This window comes from Tenacibaculum soleae (genome assembly GCF_030549005.1).
GTDB classification, from domain to species: Bacteria; Bacteroidota; Bacteroidia; order Flavobacteriales; family Flavobacteriaceae; genus Polaribacter; species Polaribacter soleae.
This window is the reverse complement of sequence record NZ_JAUOSW010000003.1, coordinates 305,658-324,202: the sequence shown is the minus strand read 5'-3', so window position 1 is coordinate 324,202 and position 18,545 is coordinate 305,658. Positions and strand designations below refer to the sequence as shown.

General features: G+C 28.5%; 17 protein-coding genes. 12 read left to right on the top strand and 5 right to left on the bottom strand.

From position 1 onward, the window contains the following. Positions 1–36 precede the first annotated feature (36 nt). Both Q4586_RS06005 and Q4586_RS06000 read left to right on the top strand, forming a co-directional pair. Positions 37–480, top strand: a complete 444-nt coding sequence (locus Q4586_RS06005; RefSeq protein ID WP_303527311.1) for a hypothetical protein — start codon at positions 37–39, stop codon at positions 478–480. 210 nt (positions 481–690) lie between these two features. After that, positions 691–1,035 (top strand): PDZ domain-containing protein, encoded by a 345-nt coding sequence (locus tag Q4586_RS06000; protein WP_303527309.1) that lies wholly within the window; start codon positions 691–693, stop codon positions 1,033–1,035. A gap of 119 nt (positions 1,036–1,154) precedes the next feature. Here Q4586_RS06000 and Q4586_RS05995 read toward each other — a convergent pair whose 3' ends face one another. After that, positions 1,155–1,550, bottom strand: a complete 396-nt coding sequence (locus tag Q4586_RS05995) for a DUF1573 domain-containing protein (RefSeq protein WP_068705593.1) — start codon at positions 1,548–1,550, stop codon at positions 1,155–1,157. A 185-nt stretch (positions 1,551–1,735) separates the two neighbouring features. Between Q4586_RS05995 and Q4586_RS05990 the strand changes: the two genes are divergently transcribed. Together Q4586_RS05990 and Q4586_RS05985 are read left to right on the top strand one after the other, a co-directional pair. After that, positions 1,736–4,372, top strand: a complete 2,637-nt coding sequence (locus Q4586_RS05990) for a valine--tRNA ligase (RefSeq protein ID WP_303527305.1) — start codon at positions 1,736–1,738, stop codon at positions 4,370–4,372. Between the two features lie 135 nt (positions 4,373–4,507). Next, positions 4,508–5,164 (top strand): lysoplasmalogenase family protein, encoded by a 657-nt coding sequence (locus Q4586_RS05985; RefSeq protein ID WP_068705597.1) that lies wholly within the window; start codon positions 4,508–4,510, stop codon positions 5,162–5,164. A gap of 45 nt (positions 5,165–5,209) precedes the next feature. Here the strand turns inward: Q4586_RS05985 and Q4586_RS05980 are convergent, their stop codons facing one another. Then, positions 5,210–5,938: a head GIN domain-containing protein gene (locus tag Q4586_RS05980; RefSeq protein WP_068705599.1), complete on the bottom strand. Its 729-nt coding sequence runs from the start codon at positions 5,936–5,938 to the stop codon at positions 5,210–5,212. A 37-nt stretch (positions 5,939–5,975) separates the two neighbouring features. On the opposite strand from Q4586_RS05980, the gene Q4586_RS05975 reads away from it, so the two are divergent. Next, positions 5,976–6,629 carry a lysoplasmalogenase gene (locus Q4586_RS05975; RefSeq protein WP_068705601.1) on the top strand — a complete coding sequence of 218 codons (654 nt, stop codon included), beginning with the start codon at positions 5,976–5,978 and terminating at the stop codon, positions 6,627–6,629. On the opposite strand, the gene Q4586_RS05970 is transcribed toward Q4586_RS05975, so the two are convergent. From Q4586_RS05970 to Q4586_RS05960, 3 genes are read right to left on the bottom strand one after another with little or no spacing between them, the layout of a single operon-like run. After that, complete coding sequence (locus tag Q4586_RS05970) at positions 6,626–7,702, bottom strand: hypothetical protein (RefSeq protein ID WP_141677708.1); 1,077 nt, start codon at positions 7,700–7,702, stop codon at positions 6,626–6,628. The genes Q4586_RS05975 and Q4586_RS05970 overlap by 4 nt on opposite strands. Further along, positions 7,686–8,213, bottom strand: a complete 528-nt coding sequence (locus Q4586_RS05965) for a hypothetical protein (protein WP_303527296.1) — start codon at positions 8,211–8,213, stop codon at positions 7,686–7,688. Before Q4586_RS05965 ends, Q4586_RS05970 begins: the two co-directional genes overlap by 17 nt. Beyond that, positions 8,206–8,778: an RNA polymerase sigma factor gene (locus tag Q4586_RS05960; protein WP_303527293.1), complete on the bottom strand. Its 573-nt coding sequence runs from the start codon at positions 8,776–8,778 to the stop codon at positions 8,206–8,208. The genes Q4586_RS05965 and Q4586_RS05960 overlap by 8 nt, the downstream gene beginning before the upstream one ends. Before the next feature lie 191 nt (positions 8,779–8,969). On the opposite strand from Q4586_RS05960, the gene Q4586_RS05955 reads away from it, so the two are divergent. From Q4586_RS05955 to Q4586_RS05925, 7 genes are all read left to right on the top strand, one after another. Beyond that, positions 8,970–9,827, top strand: coding sequence for a hydroxymethylglutaryl-CoA lyase (locus Q4586_RS05955; RefSeq protein WP_303527479.1), 858 nt, complete (start codon positions 8,970–8,972; stop codon positions 9,825–9,827). A gap of 6 nt (positions 9,828–9,833) precedes the next feature. Beyond that, the gene (locus tag Q4586_RS05950; RefSeq protein WP_303527290.1) at positions 9,834–10,637 is read left to right on the top strand and encodes a hypothetical protein; all 804 of its coding nucleotides are present in this window, start codon (positions 9,834–9,836) and stop codon (positions 10,635–10,637) included. 33 nt (positions 10,638–10,670) lie between these two features. After that, a complete protein-coding gene (locus tag Q4586_RS05945; RefSeq protein WP_303527287.1) occupies positions 10,671–12,221 on the top strand; it encodes a bifunctional metallophosphatase/5'-nucleotidase in 1,551 nt (516 codons plus the stop codon). A 100-nt stretch (positions 12,222–12,321) separates the two neighbouring features. Further along, the gene (locus Q4586_RS05940) at positions 12,322–13,494 is read left to right on the top strand and encodes a DUF4856 domain-containing protein (protein WP_068705615.1); all 1,173 of its coding nucleotides are present in this window, start codon (positions 12,322–12,324) and stop codon (positions 13,492–13,494) included. Positions 13,495–13,607: 113 nt separating this feature from the next. Beyond that, complete coding sequence (locus Q4586_RS05935) at positions 13,608–14,705, top strand: imelysin family protein (protein ID WP_068705617.1); 1,098 nt, start codon at positions 13,608–13,610, stop codon at positions 14,703–14,705. Beyond that, positions 14,698–16,065 (top strand): HTTM domain-containing protein, encoded by a 1,368-nt coding sequence (locus tag Q4586_RS05930; RefSeq protein ID WP_068705619.1) that lies wholly within the window; start codon positions 14,698–14,700, stop codon positions 16,063–16,065. The genes Q4586_RS05935 and Q4586_RS05930 overlap by 8 nt, the downstream gene beginning before the upstream one ends. Beyond that, entirely contained in the window at positions 16,040–18,541 is a 2,502-nt protein-coding gene (locus Q4586_RS05925; protein WP_303527279.1) for a TonB-dependent receptor domain-containing protein, read from the top strand. Before Q4586_RS05930 ends, Q4586_RS05925 begins: the two co-directional genes overlap by 26 nt. Positions 18,542–18,545 lie beyond the last annotated feature (4 nt).

Here is an 18,545-nt window from a genome sequence, read left to right as displayed (position 1 = left end):
ATAATATTAAGAAAGTTTTTATAAGAGGTTTAGGAGATGGAGAGCCTATTGAAGCATTATTATCAAAAGAAAATAAATTTAGAATTAAAAAATATTTTAAGTCCAAACCAAGAACTTTATGTTATTTTAAAAGATGCCTTTAATTTATCTGCAAAAATGGGCACAACTATTCACGGAATTATAGGATATGATTTACTTAAAGATGTTATTGTAAAAGTAAATTGTAACACTAAAAAAATTGTTTTTTATAATCCAAAAACTTATGTGGCTTCGAAGTGTCGAAAATGTGAAGTGTTTCCGCTTCGGTTTTATCGAAAAAAACCATATATAGACGTTGATGTAAATATAGATACAATTGGTATTGTTAAAACACCTGTAAAGTTGTTAATTGATACAGGAGGAAGTGATGCTATGTGGTTGTTTGAAGGGACAAAGAAAAATATAAAAACACCAATAAAACATTTTAAAGATATTTTATGAGAGGGACTTAGTGGAACTATTTATGGTAATAGAAGTAAAATACCTTCTATATCTTTAGGTAAGTTTTATATAAAAGAACCTACTGTATCTTTTTTAGATTCAATTTCTACTTTTAACGCTCGTAAATTTAAAGAAAGAAATGGAAGTATAGGAGGGAATATCTTAAAACGATTTAAATTATGGATAGATTATCCTAATAAAAAAATTAGATTGAAAAAGAATGCTTCTTTAAAAGATGGATTTTATTATAATATGAGCGGTTTGTATTTAATTTATGATGGGCAAGAATTAGTAAAAGAAAAAGCGGTAACGGGACAATTAGAAACATACGGAAATATTCAATCAAATAAAAAAAATAGTGTTTCATTTGTAGAAACATACCATTATAGATTTAAAGCAAAGTATAAAGTAGATAGAGTAGTACCAGAGTCTCCAGCGGCAAAAGCAGGATTTTTAAAAGATGACATTATAAAGTCAATAAATGGTAAGCCAGCTTATAATTTTACGTTGGGTGAAATTATACAAATGTTTAAAAAAAAACTAACAGAAAGATAAAAATGATAGTAAAAAGAGGTATAACCGATTTGAAATTAGAATTTCGTTTAGAGAAAAGGATATAAAAAAAGCGTTCGTTTGCAAACGAACGCTTTTTTTATATTGCAAGTTATAAATAACTATTCACTATCAGTTGTTTTTTTAACAGCAGTATTCTTAGATATAAAACCTTTAATTTTAAGCATAGTTCTTGGTCTTTTAGCATTAGAAAGTACTGTTATTTGTTTTGAAAAACCTCCTGGTCTTTTAGTATCATAAGAAACTTCAATCTGACCTTTTTGTCCAGGCATAATAGGAGCTTCAGGTTTTTTTGGTACAGTACATCCGCAAGTAGATTTAATATCTTTAATAATTAAAGGAGCGTCACCTACGTTTGTAAATTCAAAAGTACGTGTTCCTTCAGAACCAAGGGCTACTTTACCGTAGTCTATAGTTTCATTTTCAAATTTAAATTCTTGAGCGTTTACTGTTAATGTAATAAAACAAACAGCGATAATTGATAAAATTGTTTTCATAATTGATAAATTTAATTTTAGGGCTTAAACTACCACAAATTTAGGATTAATTTTTTAGTTCTAAAAAAATCAACATCTTATTTTCTGTACCTCAGAGATAGTTGTATTTTTGCTTAATTGAATTTCAAAAATAATGCCAAAAAGCAATAAGCTTATTAATTTGGTTATAAAGATACAAAAAACAGATGAATATTCCATCAAAATATAATTCGAGCGAAGTAGAAGGGAAGTGGTATGATTACTGGATGAAACATAATTACTTTCATTCAGAAGTAGATGAAAGAGAACCTTATACCATTGTAATTCCACCGCCAAACGTTACTGGAGTGTTACACATGGGACACATGTTAAATAATACTATTCAAGATGTATTAATTCGTCGTGCCCGTTTACAAGGTAAAAACGCATGTTGGGTTCCTGGTACCGATCACGCCTCAATTGCTACTGAAGCTAAGGTTGTTGCGAAACTAAAAGAGCAAGGGATTGATAAAAACGATTTAACTCGCGAAGAATTTTTAGCACATGCGTGGGAGTGGAAAAATGAATATGGCGGAATTATTTTAGATCAATTAAAAAAGTTAGGAGCTTCTTGTGATTGGGAGCGTACTGCCTTTACTATGGATCCTGCTTTGTCTGAATCTGTAATTAAAGTTTTTGTTGATTTATACAATAAAGGATTAATTTACCGAGGGTATAGAATGGTAAATTGGGATCCAGAAGCAAAAACAACCTTATCTGATGAAGAAGTAATCCATGTTGAAAAACAAGGAAATCTTTATTATTTAGAGTATAAAATTGAAGGTTCAGATGATAAATTAACGATTGCGACTACCAGACCAGAAACTATTTTTGGTGATAGCGCAATTTGTATCAATCCAAATGATGAACGTTTTACACATTTAAAAGGTAAAAAAGCAATTGTTCCGCTTTGCGGAAGAGTTATTCCGATTATTGAAGATGAATATGTTGATGTAGAGTTCGGAACAGGATGTTTAAAAGTAACACCTGCACACGATGAAAATGATAAAGTTCTTGGTGATAAACACAAGTTAGAAGTAATTGACATTTTTAATGAGGATGCTTCATTAAACTCTTTTGGATTACATTATCAAGGAAAAGATCGTTTTGTAGCTCGTAAAGAAGTAGTAAAAGAATTAGAAGAAAAAGGAATTTTAATTAAAACAGAAGTTCATACCAATAAAGTAGGAACATCAGAAAGAACCAAAGCTGTTATTGAACCAAGATTATCAGATCAATGGTTTTTAAAGATGGAAGATTTAGTAAAACCAGCAATCAAAGCGGTTTTAGGTGATGATACCGATATTAATTTATACCCGAAAAAATTCGAAAATACCTATCGTCATTGGATGGAAAATATTCGTGACTGGAATATTTCTCGCCAATTATGGTGGGGGCAACAAATTCCTGCGTATTTCTATGGAGACGGAAAAGAAGATTTTGTAGTTGCAACAACTATTGAAGAAGCAGTAAAATTAGCGCAAGACAAAACAAAGAATACTTCGCTGTCCGCATCCGACTTAAAACAAGATGAAGATGCTTTAGATACTTGGTTTTCATCTTGGTTATGGCCAATGAGTGTTTTTGATGGAATTAGAAATCCTGAAAATGAGGAAATTAAATATTATTATCCAACAAACGATTTAGTAACTGGTCCAGATATTTTATTCTTCTGGGTAGCTCGTATGATTATTGCGGGTTATGAATATAAAGAAGAGAAGCCTTTTGAAAATGTATATTTAACAGGTTTAGTACGTGATAAACAACGTAGAAAAATGTCAAAATCATTAGGTAACTCACCAGATGCTTTAAAATTAATTGAAGATTATGGTGCAGATGGTGTACGTGTAGGGTTGCTTTTAAGCGCTGCTGCAGGTAACGATTTAATGTTTGATGAAGATCTATGTCAGCAAGGAAAAGGTTTTGCAAACAAAATATGGAATGCTTTCCGTTTAGTAAAAGGGTGGGAGGTAGATGCTACAATTGAACAGCCAGAGGCTGCAAAAATAGGATTAGAATGGTACAATGCTAAGTTTCAAACAGTATTAGCCGAAGTTGAAGATCATTTTTCTAAATACCGATTATCAGATGCTTTAATGGCTATTTATAAGCTGATTATGGATGATTTTTCTTCATGGTTATTAGAAACAGTAAAGCCAGCTTACCAGCAACCAATTGATAAAAAAACTTTTGATGCGGTAATTGCAATTTTTGAAGATAATTTAAAAGTATTGCATCCGTTTATGCCTTTTTTATCAGAAGAGATTTGGCAATATATTGCAGAAAGAACTCCAGAAGAAGCATTAATTATAGCTAAATATCCTGAGTTTAAAAAAGTGGATACTTCAATTATCAATGAATTTGAGTTTATAACCAATGTAGTTTCTGGAATTAGAACCATCAGAAAAGATAAAAATATATCATTTAAAGATGCTGTTGAGTTATCAGTTGTAAATAATGAAAATTTTACTCAAAAGTTTGATGTTATTGTTCAGAAATTAACAAATACATCTGAGATTAATTACGTTACTGATAAGGTTGATGGAGCTTCGTTTAGAGTAAAATCAAACGAGTATTTTATCCCTGTTGCTGTTGAGGATATTGATGTAGCAGCAGAAACTGAAAAATTAGAAGCTGAATTAAAAAGAGCTGAAGGTTTTTTGTTTGGTATTCAAAAAAAATTATCAAACGAACGTTTTGTAAGTAATGCTCCTGAACAAGTTATTGTTTTAGAGCGTAAAAAAGAAAGTGATACTATTGCTAAAATAGCTACAATAAAATCTAGTCTAGCATCTTTAAAATAGCTATAAAAAAATAAAAAGCAAAAAAACCGTTGTAATTTTACAACGGTTTTTTTGCTTTTTTAATATATTATGCTCTAAAAAGAAGCTTTATTTATTATGTAAAATGTTATATATTAGGATCTTTAATTTTTATTTATGAATCATATCTCATCGTTTAAAATATATAGTGTAATTTATTTTATTACCTGTATTGTTTCGTTATTATTTATTGATAATAATGAATCGATTATTGAAATGATTTTAAAAATACTTACCATAGTATTAACTTCCTTTTTGTACTTAGCATATACAACAAAGATTAATTATTGGTATTTATTATTATTAATGTTTTGTATTGTTGCTGATGCACTACTCATATTTGATCAAGATTTTTTAAAAGGCGGTATATTATTGTTAATGTTTACTCGAGTTATTTATCTGATCATTTTGCGTAAAACAATTTTAACCATAAAACTAAAGGTTATTTTACCGTATATAATACCAGGCTGTTTTGCTTTTTTTATTATGTCTTACTTGTTGTACTCATTTGTAGAAAACATGTTGTTATCTATTTTTATGATTTGTCTTTTAAATTTAATTGTTATAGGTGTTTCTTTTTATCAATATTTATATAACATGACAAAAGATAATTTGTACTTTATGCTAGGAATATTTTTAATTACTATAGCAGATTTTATAATTGCTTTTAATAAGTTTTTAGATTATCAATTGTATTACGTTGTTTTATATACTGTAATGTATTACGTAGCTCGTTATTTAATTTGTATTGCTATGATTAAAGAAAAACGTTAATCATAATATTTCTGGTATCATGATTAACATTTATTATTAGTAAAACTAATTTTTATCAACTACATCACCAGATCCTACTGATTTATTATCGATGTTACTCGGGTTTCCTTTATAATAAACGCTTCCAGAGCCTACTATACTTGCTTTTATTTTTTCAGTAACAGTAGTTTGCACATTTCCTGATCCAGCAATACTTGCTTTTACAGTTTTAACATTTAAATTATAAGCTTTTACACTACCAGAACCTGCGATAGAGCATTTTAAATTTTCAGATTTACCTTTTAAATTAATACTTCCTGAGCCACCAATAGATGTTTTTACTGTGTTTGAATTAACACTAGCACTAATATTTCCTGAACCACCAATATTAAAAGAAATATCATTAGAGTTTAGTTGTTTATGAACAGTTACTTTTCCTGAGCCACCTAATGAAACCGCATCAATACTTTTAAAAGGAATAGTAACTGTTAAACGTTTGGTTGTTTTAATATTAGCATTTTCTTTAAATTGTACTTTTAGTTTTCCCTTTTTAACTGTTGTTTCAAGATAAGGTAATAAGTTTTCTTCTCCGTTAATAGTTATTTTACCTTCAGTACCAGCTACTAAATTGACATCAAATGAACCACCGATGTTTACTTTGTCAAAATTGTTGATAGATCTAGTTTTGGTAATAACGTTTCCATTGCCTTTAATTTTTTTAGAATTTGACCAGTTTTGAGCTTGACTATTAAAAGTTAATAAGGCTACTACTACTGTAAAAAAAAGTTTTTTCATTTTATTTATTTATTTGAATGATTTATATTTACTTATTATGGGGTTAAAATTTAAGATATACACAACTATTTATTTTTTAGCATGTTTTGTGTCATTTTTTTTTATTGATGCAGGAACTTCACTGGAAGAAATGGTTGTTAAAATATTGTCATTAGTTTTTTTGGCTTTTTTATATATAAGTGTATCAAAAGAAATAAATTATTGGTATATTTTAATATTAATGTGTATCATAGGTTCAGATTCTTTTTTTGTTTTTGATCCTGATTTTCTTACAGAAGGAGTAATTTTGGTACTTATAGAGCGATTTTTATATTTTATAATTTTAAGAAAAACATTATCAAAAATTAAAATAGTGTCTTTGTTAACTTATATGATACCAGGTATTTTAATTTTTGGAACACTATTATATATATATTTACCTTATTTAAAGGATATGCTGGGTACTCTTTTTGTTATATGTTTTTTTAATATTACGTTAATAAGTGTTGCATACCTTAATTTTTTGCAAAAAAATGATCAAAAAAATTTATTTTTTCTATTAGGTATTTTCATGATTAGTGCTGTTGATTTCTTAATGGTGTATAATAAATATTTAGACTATAATTTTTACTACGTAATAGGGTATACGTTAACATACTATACAGCTCGTTATTTAATCTGTTATTCAATTATTGAAGAAAGATACCGTTAATCATTAACCTTTAAAGAAACACTACCATATTTAGATTTTATATTTATAGTTGAGTTGTTGTTTGTTTTTCCAAAAGATCCTTCATAATATTTTTTGGTATTCTTTTTAATACTTTTAAAGAACTTTATTTTGTTTTCAGGATAATTAAATCCGGCGTAGCCTAAATCGACAATAAGGTTAAAATTATTATTACTATGAGTGCCTAGTTTTATACCTGTATAACTTCCGTCGATTGTAATGTCTTCAAAACCTTTTAAAATGTTGGCTACTTTAACACTTCCGTAATCAGTATTAATTTTTAAGTTTTTACTTAAGGTTCCTATTTTTATAGCAGCGTAATCTGAATTACCAATAATAGTACCTCCATTGTTTACATTGACACTACCATAATCGCTATTAAACCTTAAGTAGTTGGTATTGCCTATTTTTACTGTAGTATAATCGGCATTTATATTTAATGTTTCAGATTTTTCGATTTTAATTTTAGAGTAATCAATATTTATAGTTCCTGCTTTTATAAAATTAATTTCAGAGCTACCACAATAGTCTAACTCTATAGTGTTGGTGTTGTTTAATAAAGCATCAACAAAAATATTTCCATAATCACAATTTAAATTAGCTTTACCTTTAAGTTTATCTAATTCGATTGTACCATATTGATTGTTTAAATCGGCATTGTTGGTTATTGGCATTTTTATAAAATAGTTGATTTTGTAATTAATATTACTATTACTCCAAAATGACCAATTAGATTTTATACTTTCTATTTTAGTACGTGCTTCAACCAAGTTGCTTGAAGCCTCAAAAAGAACATTAATTGCATTTAATTTTTTAGTAACTGTTTTTAAATCATTTCCTTTTACTATAATTTTAACATCAATTTCAATACGGTTCTGATCCCATGTGGTTACATTTACATTTCCGTACTTATTATTGATATATAAGGTTGCATTTTTAGTAACATTAAAGCTTTTGTTAATAGTTTTACTTTTTTCGTGTTTCTTTTTATCGGTAGCCATCATAATGGTGGGTAATAAGATAAAAAGGAATAATAATTTATATAATTTCATCATTTAAAAACTTTAAGGTTATTGATTTATTTTGTTCTAACTGTAATAATAAACTGTTTAGCACAGTTAGTCGTTGTTGGTAATTGTTAATTATTTTTTGAATAACTAAACGTTTGTTTTCTTGTTTTGTTAGTTCGTCAATTAATAATTTATAATGATCTTCTAATTCTTCTATATTTTCTAAAGCATCTTCAATCATTGCCTCAGTTTGAATATTTCTATATTGTTCAACCTCTTTTAATTCCTGATTTATTGTTGTTACAAAAAAACTTTGAGCTTCTGCCATTTTTGGAGAAACATCAGCTAAATCATACATTGTTTTTTGTTGATAATTACCAAGGTAAAAACCAATTATTAATGTAATTGAGGCAGCAATACTTATCCAAAATATTTTTGGTTTTTGTTGTTTTTGAGGTGTTTTTAATTTTTTGTGAAAACGTTTTGAATGATCTGAATGTGGTTCGAGAATATCAAAATCATTGTCATTAAAAAATTGCTGTAATTTATCATCCATATACTTGTGATTGATTAATGTCAGTAAGCAAAAGTTGTTTTAATTTCTTTTTTGCTCTTGATATTGTTGTACGAACATTTTCGTTTGTATAATTTAATATTTGAGATATTTCTTCATAATCATAACCTTCTATTAAATTTAAAGTTAACACTATTCGGTAATTATCTTTTAAGTTTGATAAGCTTTTTAGTACTTGTTTTACATTTAAAGTAGTGTAATCAATTATATTTTCATCAATTTCATAATCTGGTATAATATCCATTTTTACTTCTTCATATCGGTTGTTTTTTTTAAGTTGCGTAAGGCTTTTGTTTATTACGATTCTTTTTAACCAAGCTCCAAAGGCAACTTCACCTTTAAAGGTATTTAGTTTAGTAAAAGCGGTTAAAAAAGCTTCTTGAATTAAATCTTCGGCCTCAAACTCGTCTTTTAAAATACGATAAGCAGTATTGTACATTGCTTTATAGTAATTATTATACACCTGCATTTGTGCAGTGCTATCGTTTTTTTTACAGCGTTCGATTAGTTGGTTGATATGTGTGGTTTTAGATTCCAAAGAAATCATTCTATACTAAAGACAAATTAACTTTTAAATTGTGACAGTTTTTTAGATAAAAATAAGAATATATTTAATAAAAATAATTGAATTACTTTTAATTGCTTATTTTTCAGTTAGGTATGTTTAGGGGCGAGTTGTAAAAGAATCAAAAATAGACTAGAGGAGTAAAATGAATGAAAATACGTATATTTGGCATAATGATTGACAGTATAAAAATTATTGAGTGCCCAAGGGATGCAATGCAAGGAATTAAGAGTCATTTTATTCCTACAGAGGCTAAAGCAAAATATATAAACTCGCTTTTAAAAGTAGGCTTTGATACAATAGATTTTGGAAGTTTTGTGTCACCAAAAGCAATTCCTCAAATGCGAGATACAGCGGCAGTTTTATCTAAATTAGATTTAACAACAACTAGTAGTAAATTATTAGCAATTGTAGCCAATGTAAGAGGGGCAAATGATGCTTCGCAGTTTGAAGAAATAGATTATTTAGGGTATCCTTTTTCGATATCAGAAAATTTTCAAATGCGTAACACACATAAAACAATAGAGCAATCTATTGACACTTTAAAAGAAGTATTAGCAATAGCAAATAGAGTAAATAAAGAAGTGGTAGCATATTTATCAATGGGGTTTGGAAACCCGTATGGAGATCCTTGGAGCGTTGAAATAGTTGGAGAATGGACAGAAAAATTATCAAAATTAGGAGTTAAAATACTATCTTTATCAGATACAGTTGGTACATCAACTCCTGAAGATATACACTATTTATATTCAAATTTGATACCTAGCTATCCGCAAATAGAGTTTGGTGCACATTTACATACTACGCCAGCAAAATGGCATGAAAAAGTAGATAGTGCTTTTAAAGCAGGATGCCGTCGTTTTGATGGTGCTATTAAAGGTTATGGAGGTTGTCCAATGGCAAAAGATGAGTTAACAGGTAATATGCCTACAGAAAAATTATTGTCGTATTTTACAGCCAATAAAGTAACAACAAATATAAAACCAATGAGCTTCGAAAGCGCTTACAATAAAGCACTCGAAGTATTTTAATTAGATATGAAGTTTAAATTTATTATACTCTTTTTCTTTACAACTATTTTTTGTCAATCTCAGATTGATGAAAGAATAGGGGTATGGCAAATTAGAAATGGAGTATTAATTAAAAATGGGTCTAATAAAAATGACTTAGCCAATGATTATTGGAAAGAGTTTTACCGTATTTTTCCTAAAGAACTAACTACAAAATATATTAAACGCATTATTTTAATGACTGATGGTGTAGATGAAAAGGTAGGCGCATTAGTATCTTTAAATTCTCGAAACGATAAATGGCAACTAGAAATTGATATAAAAGACGTTAATTTAAAGTCGAGAAATAAAAAAAGATTATACGAGTCTGTTTATACAATGACTCATGAGTTTGGGCACTTATTAACATTAAATAAAACACAAATAAGACCTACCTCAAAAAGTAAACAAGAGGAAGGAGAATTGTATTTAACTTTAGAAGGTGAAGCATACAAAAATAGCTATATAAATAAATTTGTAAATATTTTTTGGAAAGGTGCTTTATTAGATAATTGGGACGTTATACAAAGAGATTTTTGTTATACAGAAGCTAATTGTGTAGAAAAGTTATACGATTTATATCAAGATAATTCATCAGAGTTTTTAACTGATTATGCAGCCATAAGCCCTGAAGAAGATATTGTAGAAAGTTGGACAGCCTTTGTATTACGGTCTAAAGTTAGAAATCCAAGAACGATTGCCCAAAAAAAGATAAACTTTTTTTATCAGTTTCCAGAATTAGTAGCTTATCGAAAAATGATACGATTAAATACTCGTAAATATCTTCATTAGAATATGTAAATTTGTTGCATTAAAAAAAATGTAATGAAATCAATTAAAACTCTTTGCCTTCTTATAGTAACTATTTTTATAAGTGGTTGTACTTATCAAAAAAATAAAGCAAACTCAATACCTGATCATCACTTTAAAAAAGTAGCAGGAAAAACATATTTTAATATACTTCAATTAAATGATGTTTATGAAATTGCCCCTATTCAAGGTGGTAAGTATGGCGGAATGGCAAGGGTAGCAACAGTACACGAAAATTTATTAAAGGAAAATAAAAATACAATGCTTGTTTTAGCGGGCGATTTTTTAAATCCATCCTTAATAGGTACCATGAAAGTTAATGGTGAAAGAGTTAGAGGTAAACAAATGGTTGAAGTTATGAATGCCATGAACTTTGATTTGGTAGCTTTAGGTAATCATGAATTTGATTTAAGTTATACGAGTTTACAAAAAAGACTTAACGAAAGTAAATTTGATTGGATTTCAGCAAATGTATTGCATCATAAAGATGGTAAGTATGAACCTTTTTATAAATTAGTAAATGGAGAAAACGAATATTTAAAAGATTCCTATATTAAAGAATTTATAAATTCTGATGGAACCAAGCTAAAAGTAGGTTTTATAAGTGCTTGTATACCATCAAACCCAAAAAGCTATGTTTTTTATGGTGATATATATGATGAAATTAAACGATCATATAATGAGATTAAAAATAATGTAGATATAGTAATAGGATTAACACACTTAGGGTTAAGTCAGGATAAAAAAGTAGCTGAATTATTACCAAATGTTCCATTAATTATGGGAGGTCACGAGCATGTTAATAGTTATGATACGGTTGGTAATGTACATATAGCGAAAGCTGATGCTAATGCAAAAACAGCTTATATTCATCGTTTTGAGTATGATCTTAAGACAAAAGAAGTACAATTAAAATCAGAATTAAAAGAAATAAATGATCAAATAGCACCAAATAAAACAGTTGGTAATATTGTTGATAAATGGCAGCTTATTTTAAAGAATAAAATTAACGAAATTGTTAAAAACCCATATGAGGTAATTTATAAAGCACCAAAACCATTGGATGCTACTGAGGCATCAATTAGAAGTATTCAAACCAATATGGGAGATATTATTACAAAAGCAATGAGTTATGCTTATAATGATAAAGTTGATTGTGCACTAGTAAATGGAGGTTCAGTTCGTATTGATGATAAATTAGAAGGAAACATTAATGTTGTTGATGTTTTTAGAGTTTTACCCTATGGTGGTGCAATACTAAAAGTTGATATAAAAGGAAGCCTTTTAAAACAAGTACTAGAATATAGTGAAAAATCAGTTGGTACAGGTGCTTATTTACAGCGTTATAATGTTGATAAAAAGAACGGAAATTGGAGAGTGTCAAACAAATTGATTTTAGAAAACAAAATATACAAAGTTGCTTTTTCTGATTATTTATTAAAAGGATTAGATATACCGATGTTATCAAAAAATAGTGAAAGTGTAGATTCTATTTACATACCTAAAAAAAATGAAATCAGTTTTGATATTCGAAAAGCTGTCATCTCTTATTTAAAAACAATATAACCTTATTTTTAATTAAAATAAATCTAAATAAAATTTGCTTATTTAGAATAGTTCTATAAATTTGCATAAGTTTATTAAAATTAAATCTAAATAAAATATAATGAAAAGAGTAATTCTTTCAATGTTAGCTGTTGCAAGTTTAATGGTAACTTCTTGTTCAAGTAATGAAGATCCTGTAGTAGATGTTATAGCTCCAGCTACTTATGCCTTTGTAGGAAAAGATGGTAATAGTAATGTTAGTTTTTCAGGACAAGTTGCTAGATTAAAAATGGCAGGCGAATTAAAATCAGCATTAGGGTCAAACACTAAAACAGAAGCTGAGTTAATTAAAATGTTTAAAGACGGAACAGGTTTTGCTGGAGAAGGTTTAGATGCTTCAGGAAAAAAATTAAGAGGAACTGTATCTTCTGCACCTAACTCTAACACAAATGCAGTTGAAGTTGATGCTTTAAGAACCAAAATGGATGGTTGGATTGCAAATCATACAGCTATTTATGGTGATTGGGATACTGATGCTTCAAACGGTCAAAAAGGTAAAGTTGTTACAGGTACAAGAACAGCTTATGTTGATGCTAAAGGTTTTGAATACAACCAAGTAATGGCAAAAACATTAATAGGAGCTGTTATGGTTGATCAAATGTTAAATAAATACATATCTCAAAAATTTATTGAAGACAACAAAGCTGATCATGAAGCAGGAGCACCATATAAGGGTGATGCAACTAAAAATTACACAGCTTTACAACATGGTTGGGATGAAGCTTACGGATACTTATTTGGATTAGAAGATGTTACTGCTACTCCGGTAAATTCAATTGATGATAGAAAAGGGTTTTTAAATTCATATTTAAAAAGTGTAGATAACGACACAAAATTTAAAGGAATTTTTGATGATATTTACAAAGCTTTTAAATTAGGTAGAGCTGCGATTGATGCTAAACAATATGATATTGTTAATAATCAAGCAGAAATTATTAGAAAATCTATATCTAAAGTGATAGGTGTAATGGCAACTCATTATTTATTAAAAGGTAAAGGAGTTAAAGATGCTAACACATTACATGCTTTATCAGAAGCATACGGATTTGTTTTATCATTACGCTATGTAGAAATTAATGGAAATCAAGTAGAAGCAAACCAAATTGCTGGTTCTATTGCAACTTTAGAAGCAGGTTTATGGACCGTTTCTGATGAAGATTTAGATGCAATTGCTGGAGCCTTAGCTGGTTACTTTAAATTTGATGTAGCAGATGCAGTAAGTTTAAAAGACTAAAACAAATTTTAATTTATAATATTAATAAAAAAAATAGCTATGCATTAATACATAGCTATTTTTTTTTATTTTTGCAGCTTTATTTAGATTAATAAAAAATTAATTTTCAAAAAATGAAAAGAATTATATATATATGTGTGTTAAGTATACTGGTTGCTTGTAGTTCAAGTAATGATGATCCAGGAACATCTAATCCAGATAGTTTTAACAGAAAAGAAATGTTAACATTTTGGGCAAATCAAATAATAGTACCAGGATATACAGATTTTAAGAGTGAAACTATTCTGTTAAACAACGCAGTAATAAAATTTACAAACGATGTAACAGCCCCAAACCTAGCAGAAGTAAGAAACGCATGGGAAAAAGCTTATGTTACTTGGCAAAAAGTTGCGATGTTTCAAGTAGGTAAAGCACAAGAATTAAACATGGTTGGTAGTATGAATACAGTTCCAACAAATGTACCTTTAATTAAATCATATGCCGAATCTGGAAATTATAATTTAGAATCACCAAATTTATCAGCAGTACAAGGTTTTCCAGCAATTGATTATTTATTAAATGGTCAAGGAAATGATACTGAAACAATAACATTTTACACAACAGCAACAAATGCTAATAAATATAAAGAATACTTAAAAGACGTTACTGAAAGACTTGCTAGTTTAACAAAACAAGTATTAGACGATTGGAATGGGGGGTACACACAATCTTTTATTGATAATGATGGTTATGCTATATCTAGTAGTGTAGATAAAATGGTAAATTTTTATGTAATTCCTTTTTACGAAAAACAATTAAGAGACGCTAAAATAGCAAACGCATCAGGAGCAAGAACGGGTACTGCCGATGTAACATTAGTAGAAGGTTATTATAAAAAAGATATTTCAAAAAAATTATTTACAACAGCCTTATTAGCAACTAAAAACTTTTTTAAAGGAGTTAGTTATAACGGAGGAACAGGTAAAAGTCTACAACAGTATTTAGAGTTTTTAAATAGAAAAGACTTGGCCGATTTAATAAATACGAAATTTACTACAATCGATGAAAAAGCAAGTTTATTAGAAAACGATTTTACAAGTCAAATAACAACTGATAAAGTAAAGTTTTTAGAAACCTACGATGCAATGCAAGCATTATTAAAAAGCTTTAAACCAGATATGTTTAGTGCTATGAGTGTTACAAATACCTCTACTGATTCAGATAATGATTAAAACATTTCAAAAATATTTTAAAAAAAATACGGAAGCTGCTCCACTTGCAGTATTTCGTATTTTTTTTGGTTTTATGATGTTATGTAGTATTATCAGGTTTTGGTTAAAGGGATGGATTGAAGAACTCTACATAAAACCAAAATATTCTTTTTCATTTTATGGTTTTGAATGTATAAAACCACTAGGTAATTATACATACATCATCTTTTTAATATGCGGTATTGCAGCTTTTTTTATAATGCTAGGTTATAAGTATAGGCTAGCAGTAATAACCTTTTTTTTAAGCTTTACATATATAGAGTTAATGGATAAAAGTTATTACTTAAACCATTATTACTTTGTAAGTTTAATAGCATTTATCTTACTTTTTTTACCAGCAAACGCTTATTTCTCTGTTGATGCAAAGCAACATGAAAAAATAGCAAATCAAAAAATACCAAGTTGGACTATTGATAGTATAAAACTGATGTTAGCTATTGTATATTTTTATGCTGGTTTAGCAAAATTAAATTCCGATTGGTTATTTAAAGCAACACCTTTAAATATATGGCTGCCTGTACAATACGATTTACCTCTGGTTGGTTTTTTAATGCCAAAAACATGGTTTCATTTTGCTATGAGTTGGTCAGGAGCAATTTACGATTTAGCAATTCCGTTTTTATTATTTTATAAAAGAACACGATTTTTAGCATTTATAGCCGTAGTTGTTTTTCATATTTTTACAAGAATATTATTTCCAATAGGAATGTTTCCATATATAATGATTGTATCTACAATTATATTTTTCAATCCAAAAGTGCATCATAAAATATTGAATGTAATCGCATCAATATTTAAAATTTCTAAAATTTATTTCGACCAAGGAAAAACATTAGTGAGCAATCAAAAACTTCAACTATCAAGAAATATTTTAATAGTATTTTTTGTCTTACAAATTATAATTCCTTTCAGGTATTTATTATATCCAGGAGAATTATTTTGGACAGAAGAAGGCTATCGATTTTCATGGAGAGTGATGTTAATTGAAAAAGCAGGATTTGCAGAATTTAAAATAGTTGACCCAAAAACTAAAAAACACTTCTATGTAACAAATACTGATTTTTTAACTTTACAACAAGAAAAACAAATGAGCTTTCAACCTGATTTTATTTTAGAATTTGCTCATTTTTTAGGAGATACTTATAAAAAAAGAGGTATAAGAAACCCACAAGTATATGTAGATAGTTATGTTACACTTAACGGAAGGTTAAGTACACAATTTATAGACCCAAAAGTAAATTTATACAAAGAAAAAGAAAGTTTTAAACACAAAAACTGGATTACACCATTTAATCATGAAGTTAAAATTAAAGGATTATAATATAATTTTTATAGCAATTTTATCAATTCAAACAATAATTGCGCAACACACAATTTCTGGAAAAATTACAAACCAAAAAGGGAAGCCTATTAACAATGTAGAAATTTTTAATGCCAAAGGCGGGCTTTTAACAAAAAGTAAAAATGACGGAACCTTTATTACAGAGAAACAAAAAAAGGGAAACTATAAGATAGTATTTTTTTCTCATAATTATGAAATATTAGAAAAGAATATCACCTTAAAAGATGAAAATTTAGAGCTAAATATTACTTTATCAAGTTTAAACGAACAACTTTCAGAGGTAGTCATTAATCAAAGAAAAAGAAAAATTTTTGCAATAAAACGATTAAAAGAAGTTGAAGGAACAGCCATTTATGCAGGTAAAAAAACAGAAGTAGTTTTATTAAGCGAAACGGTAAGTAATAAGGCAGCCAATAATGCCCGTCAAATATATAGCCAAGTCGTTGGGTTAAATATTTATGAAAATGATGATGCTGGTTTACAATTAAATATTGGGGGTAGAGGTTTAGACCCAAACAGAACAACAAATTTTAACACACGTCAAAACGGTTATGATATTAGTGCTGACGTTTTAGGATATCCCGAAAGTTATTATACACCACCTGCCGAAGCGTTAAAAGAAATTCAAGTTGTTAGAGGAGCTGCTTCTTTACAATACGGAACCCAGTTTGGAGGCTTGTTAAATTTTAAATTTAACGAACCAAATAAAAACAAAGAATTCGAATTAATTACAAGGCAATCTACAGGATCTTATGGATTGTTTAACACTTTTAATAGTGTAAGCGGAACGGTTGATAATACAGGTTATTACGGCTACATAAATTACAAACAAGGTGATGGATTTAGACCAAATTCTGAGTTTAATTCTGTAAATATTTACGGTCATGTAGATCATAAATTATCAGAAAATACTACATTAACAGTTGAGGCAACGTATTTAAATTATTTGGCAAAACAAGCTGGGGGACTTACAGATAAGATGTTTAATGAAGATCCTTTACAAAGTAATCGTACAAGAAATTGGTTTCGTGTAAATTGGAATTTATGGGCAGTTAAATTAGATCATGATTTTACAGAAGATACTAAATTAAGTGTAAATGTATTTGGTTTAGATGCCTCTAGAAAAGCTGTTGGCTTTAGAGGTAACTATAAATCAAGATCTGTAAACTCGATAACTTATGTTGATGAAATACTTGCTGATGGTAATTATGCAACAAGAGATTTAGTAGTAGGAAATTATAAAAACTGGGGAGCTGAAGTTCGATTTTTATCAAAATATGCTTTTAAAGATAATAAAAACACTTATTTAGTTGGATTAAAATATTACAGCGCCAATAATTCTGAAAAACAAGGTCCAGGTACAAAAGGGATAGATGCTAACTTTAATTTTACAAATGAAGAAGAATATTTAGCATCTAACTTTACTTTTCCAAATACAAATGTAGCCTTGTTTGGAGAGCATATCTTTAAATTTTCAGAAAAATTTTCAATTACACCAGGTTTCCGTTTAGAATATATAAAAACAGAAAGTAATGGAAACTATAAAAATATTTTATGGCAAAATGGCGATTTACAATCTGGTAACCCATTACCAAACGGAATAATTGATGGTAGAGATGATAGAACAAAAGAAAGAAGCTTTGCGTTATTAGGTATTGGGGCAAGTTATAAGCCTAATAAGTCATTAGAGCTTTATGCAAATGCGTCTCAAAATTACAGGTCAGTTACTTTTAATGATATTCGTACAGTAAGTCCAACATTTAAAGTTGATGAAAATATTGATGATGAAAAAGGAGGAACTGCAGATATTGGAGTAAGAGGTAAGGTAAATAATGTTTTATCTTATGATATTAGTAGTTTTGCGTTGTTTTATAACAATCGTATTGGGGTGTTTTGGGTAACTAGCGGACCAGATGCAGGTGATAGGTTAAGGACCAATATAGGAGATGCTTTTATTTACGGATTAGAAAGTTTCGTAGATGTTAGTTTATCTAATTTGTTTAAATTTTCATCAAAAGATTTTTCGTTAAATTACTTCGCTAATATTGCGTTAACCGAGTCAGAATACACTAATTCATTAGAAAACTCAGTAGTAGGTAATCAAGTGGAGTTTATTCCAAAAATTAATTTAAAAACAGGAATTAAATTTGGATATAAAAACTTTTTGAGTAGTTTACAATTTACACACTTATCAGAACAACAAACCGATGCCACTCATGCAAATCAAAGTAATTTAGAAGGAACACCAAGTTTTGGTTCGGTAGGAACAATACCAACTTATTCTATTTTAGATGCTTCTTTTTCTTATGCATATAAAAACTGGAAATTAGAAACAGGAGTTAATAATTTACTAAACGAAAGTTATTTTACACGAAGAGCAACAGGATATCCTGGTCCAGGAATTATTCCGTCTTCACCAAGGAGTTATTATGTAACATTACAGTTTAAACTTTAAAGTT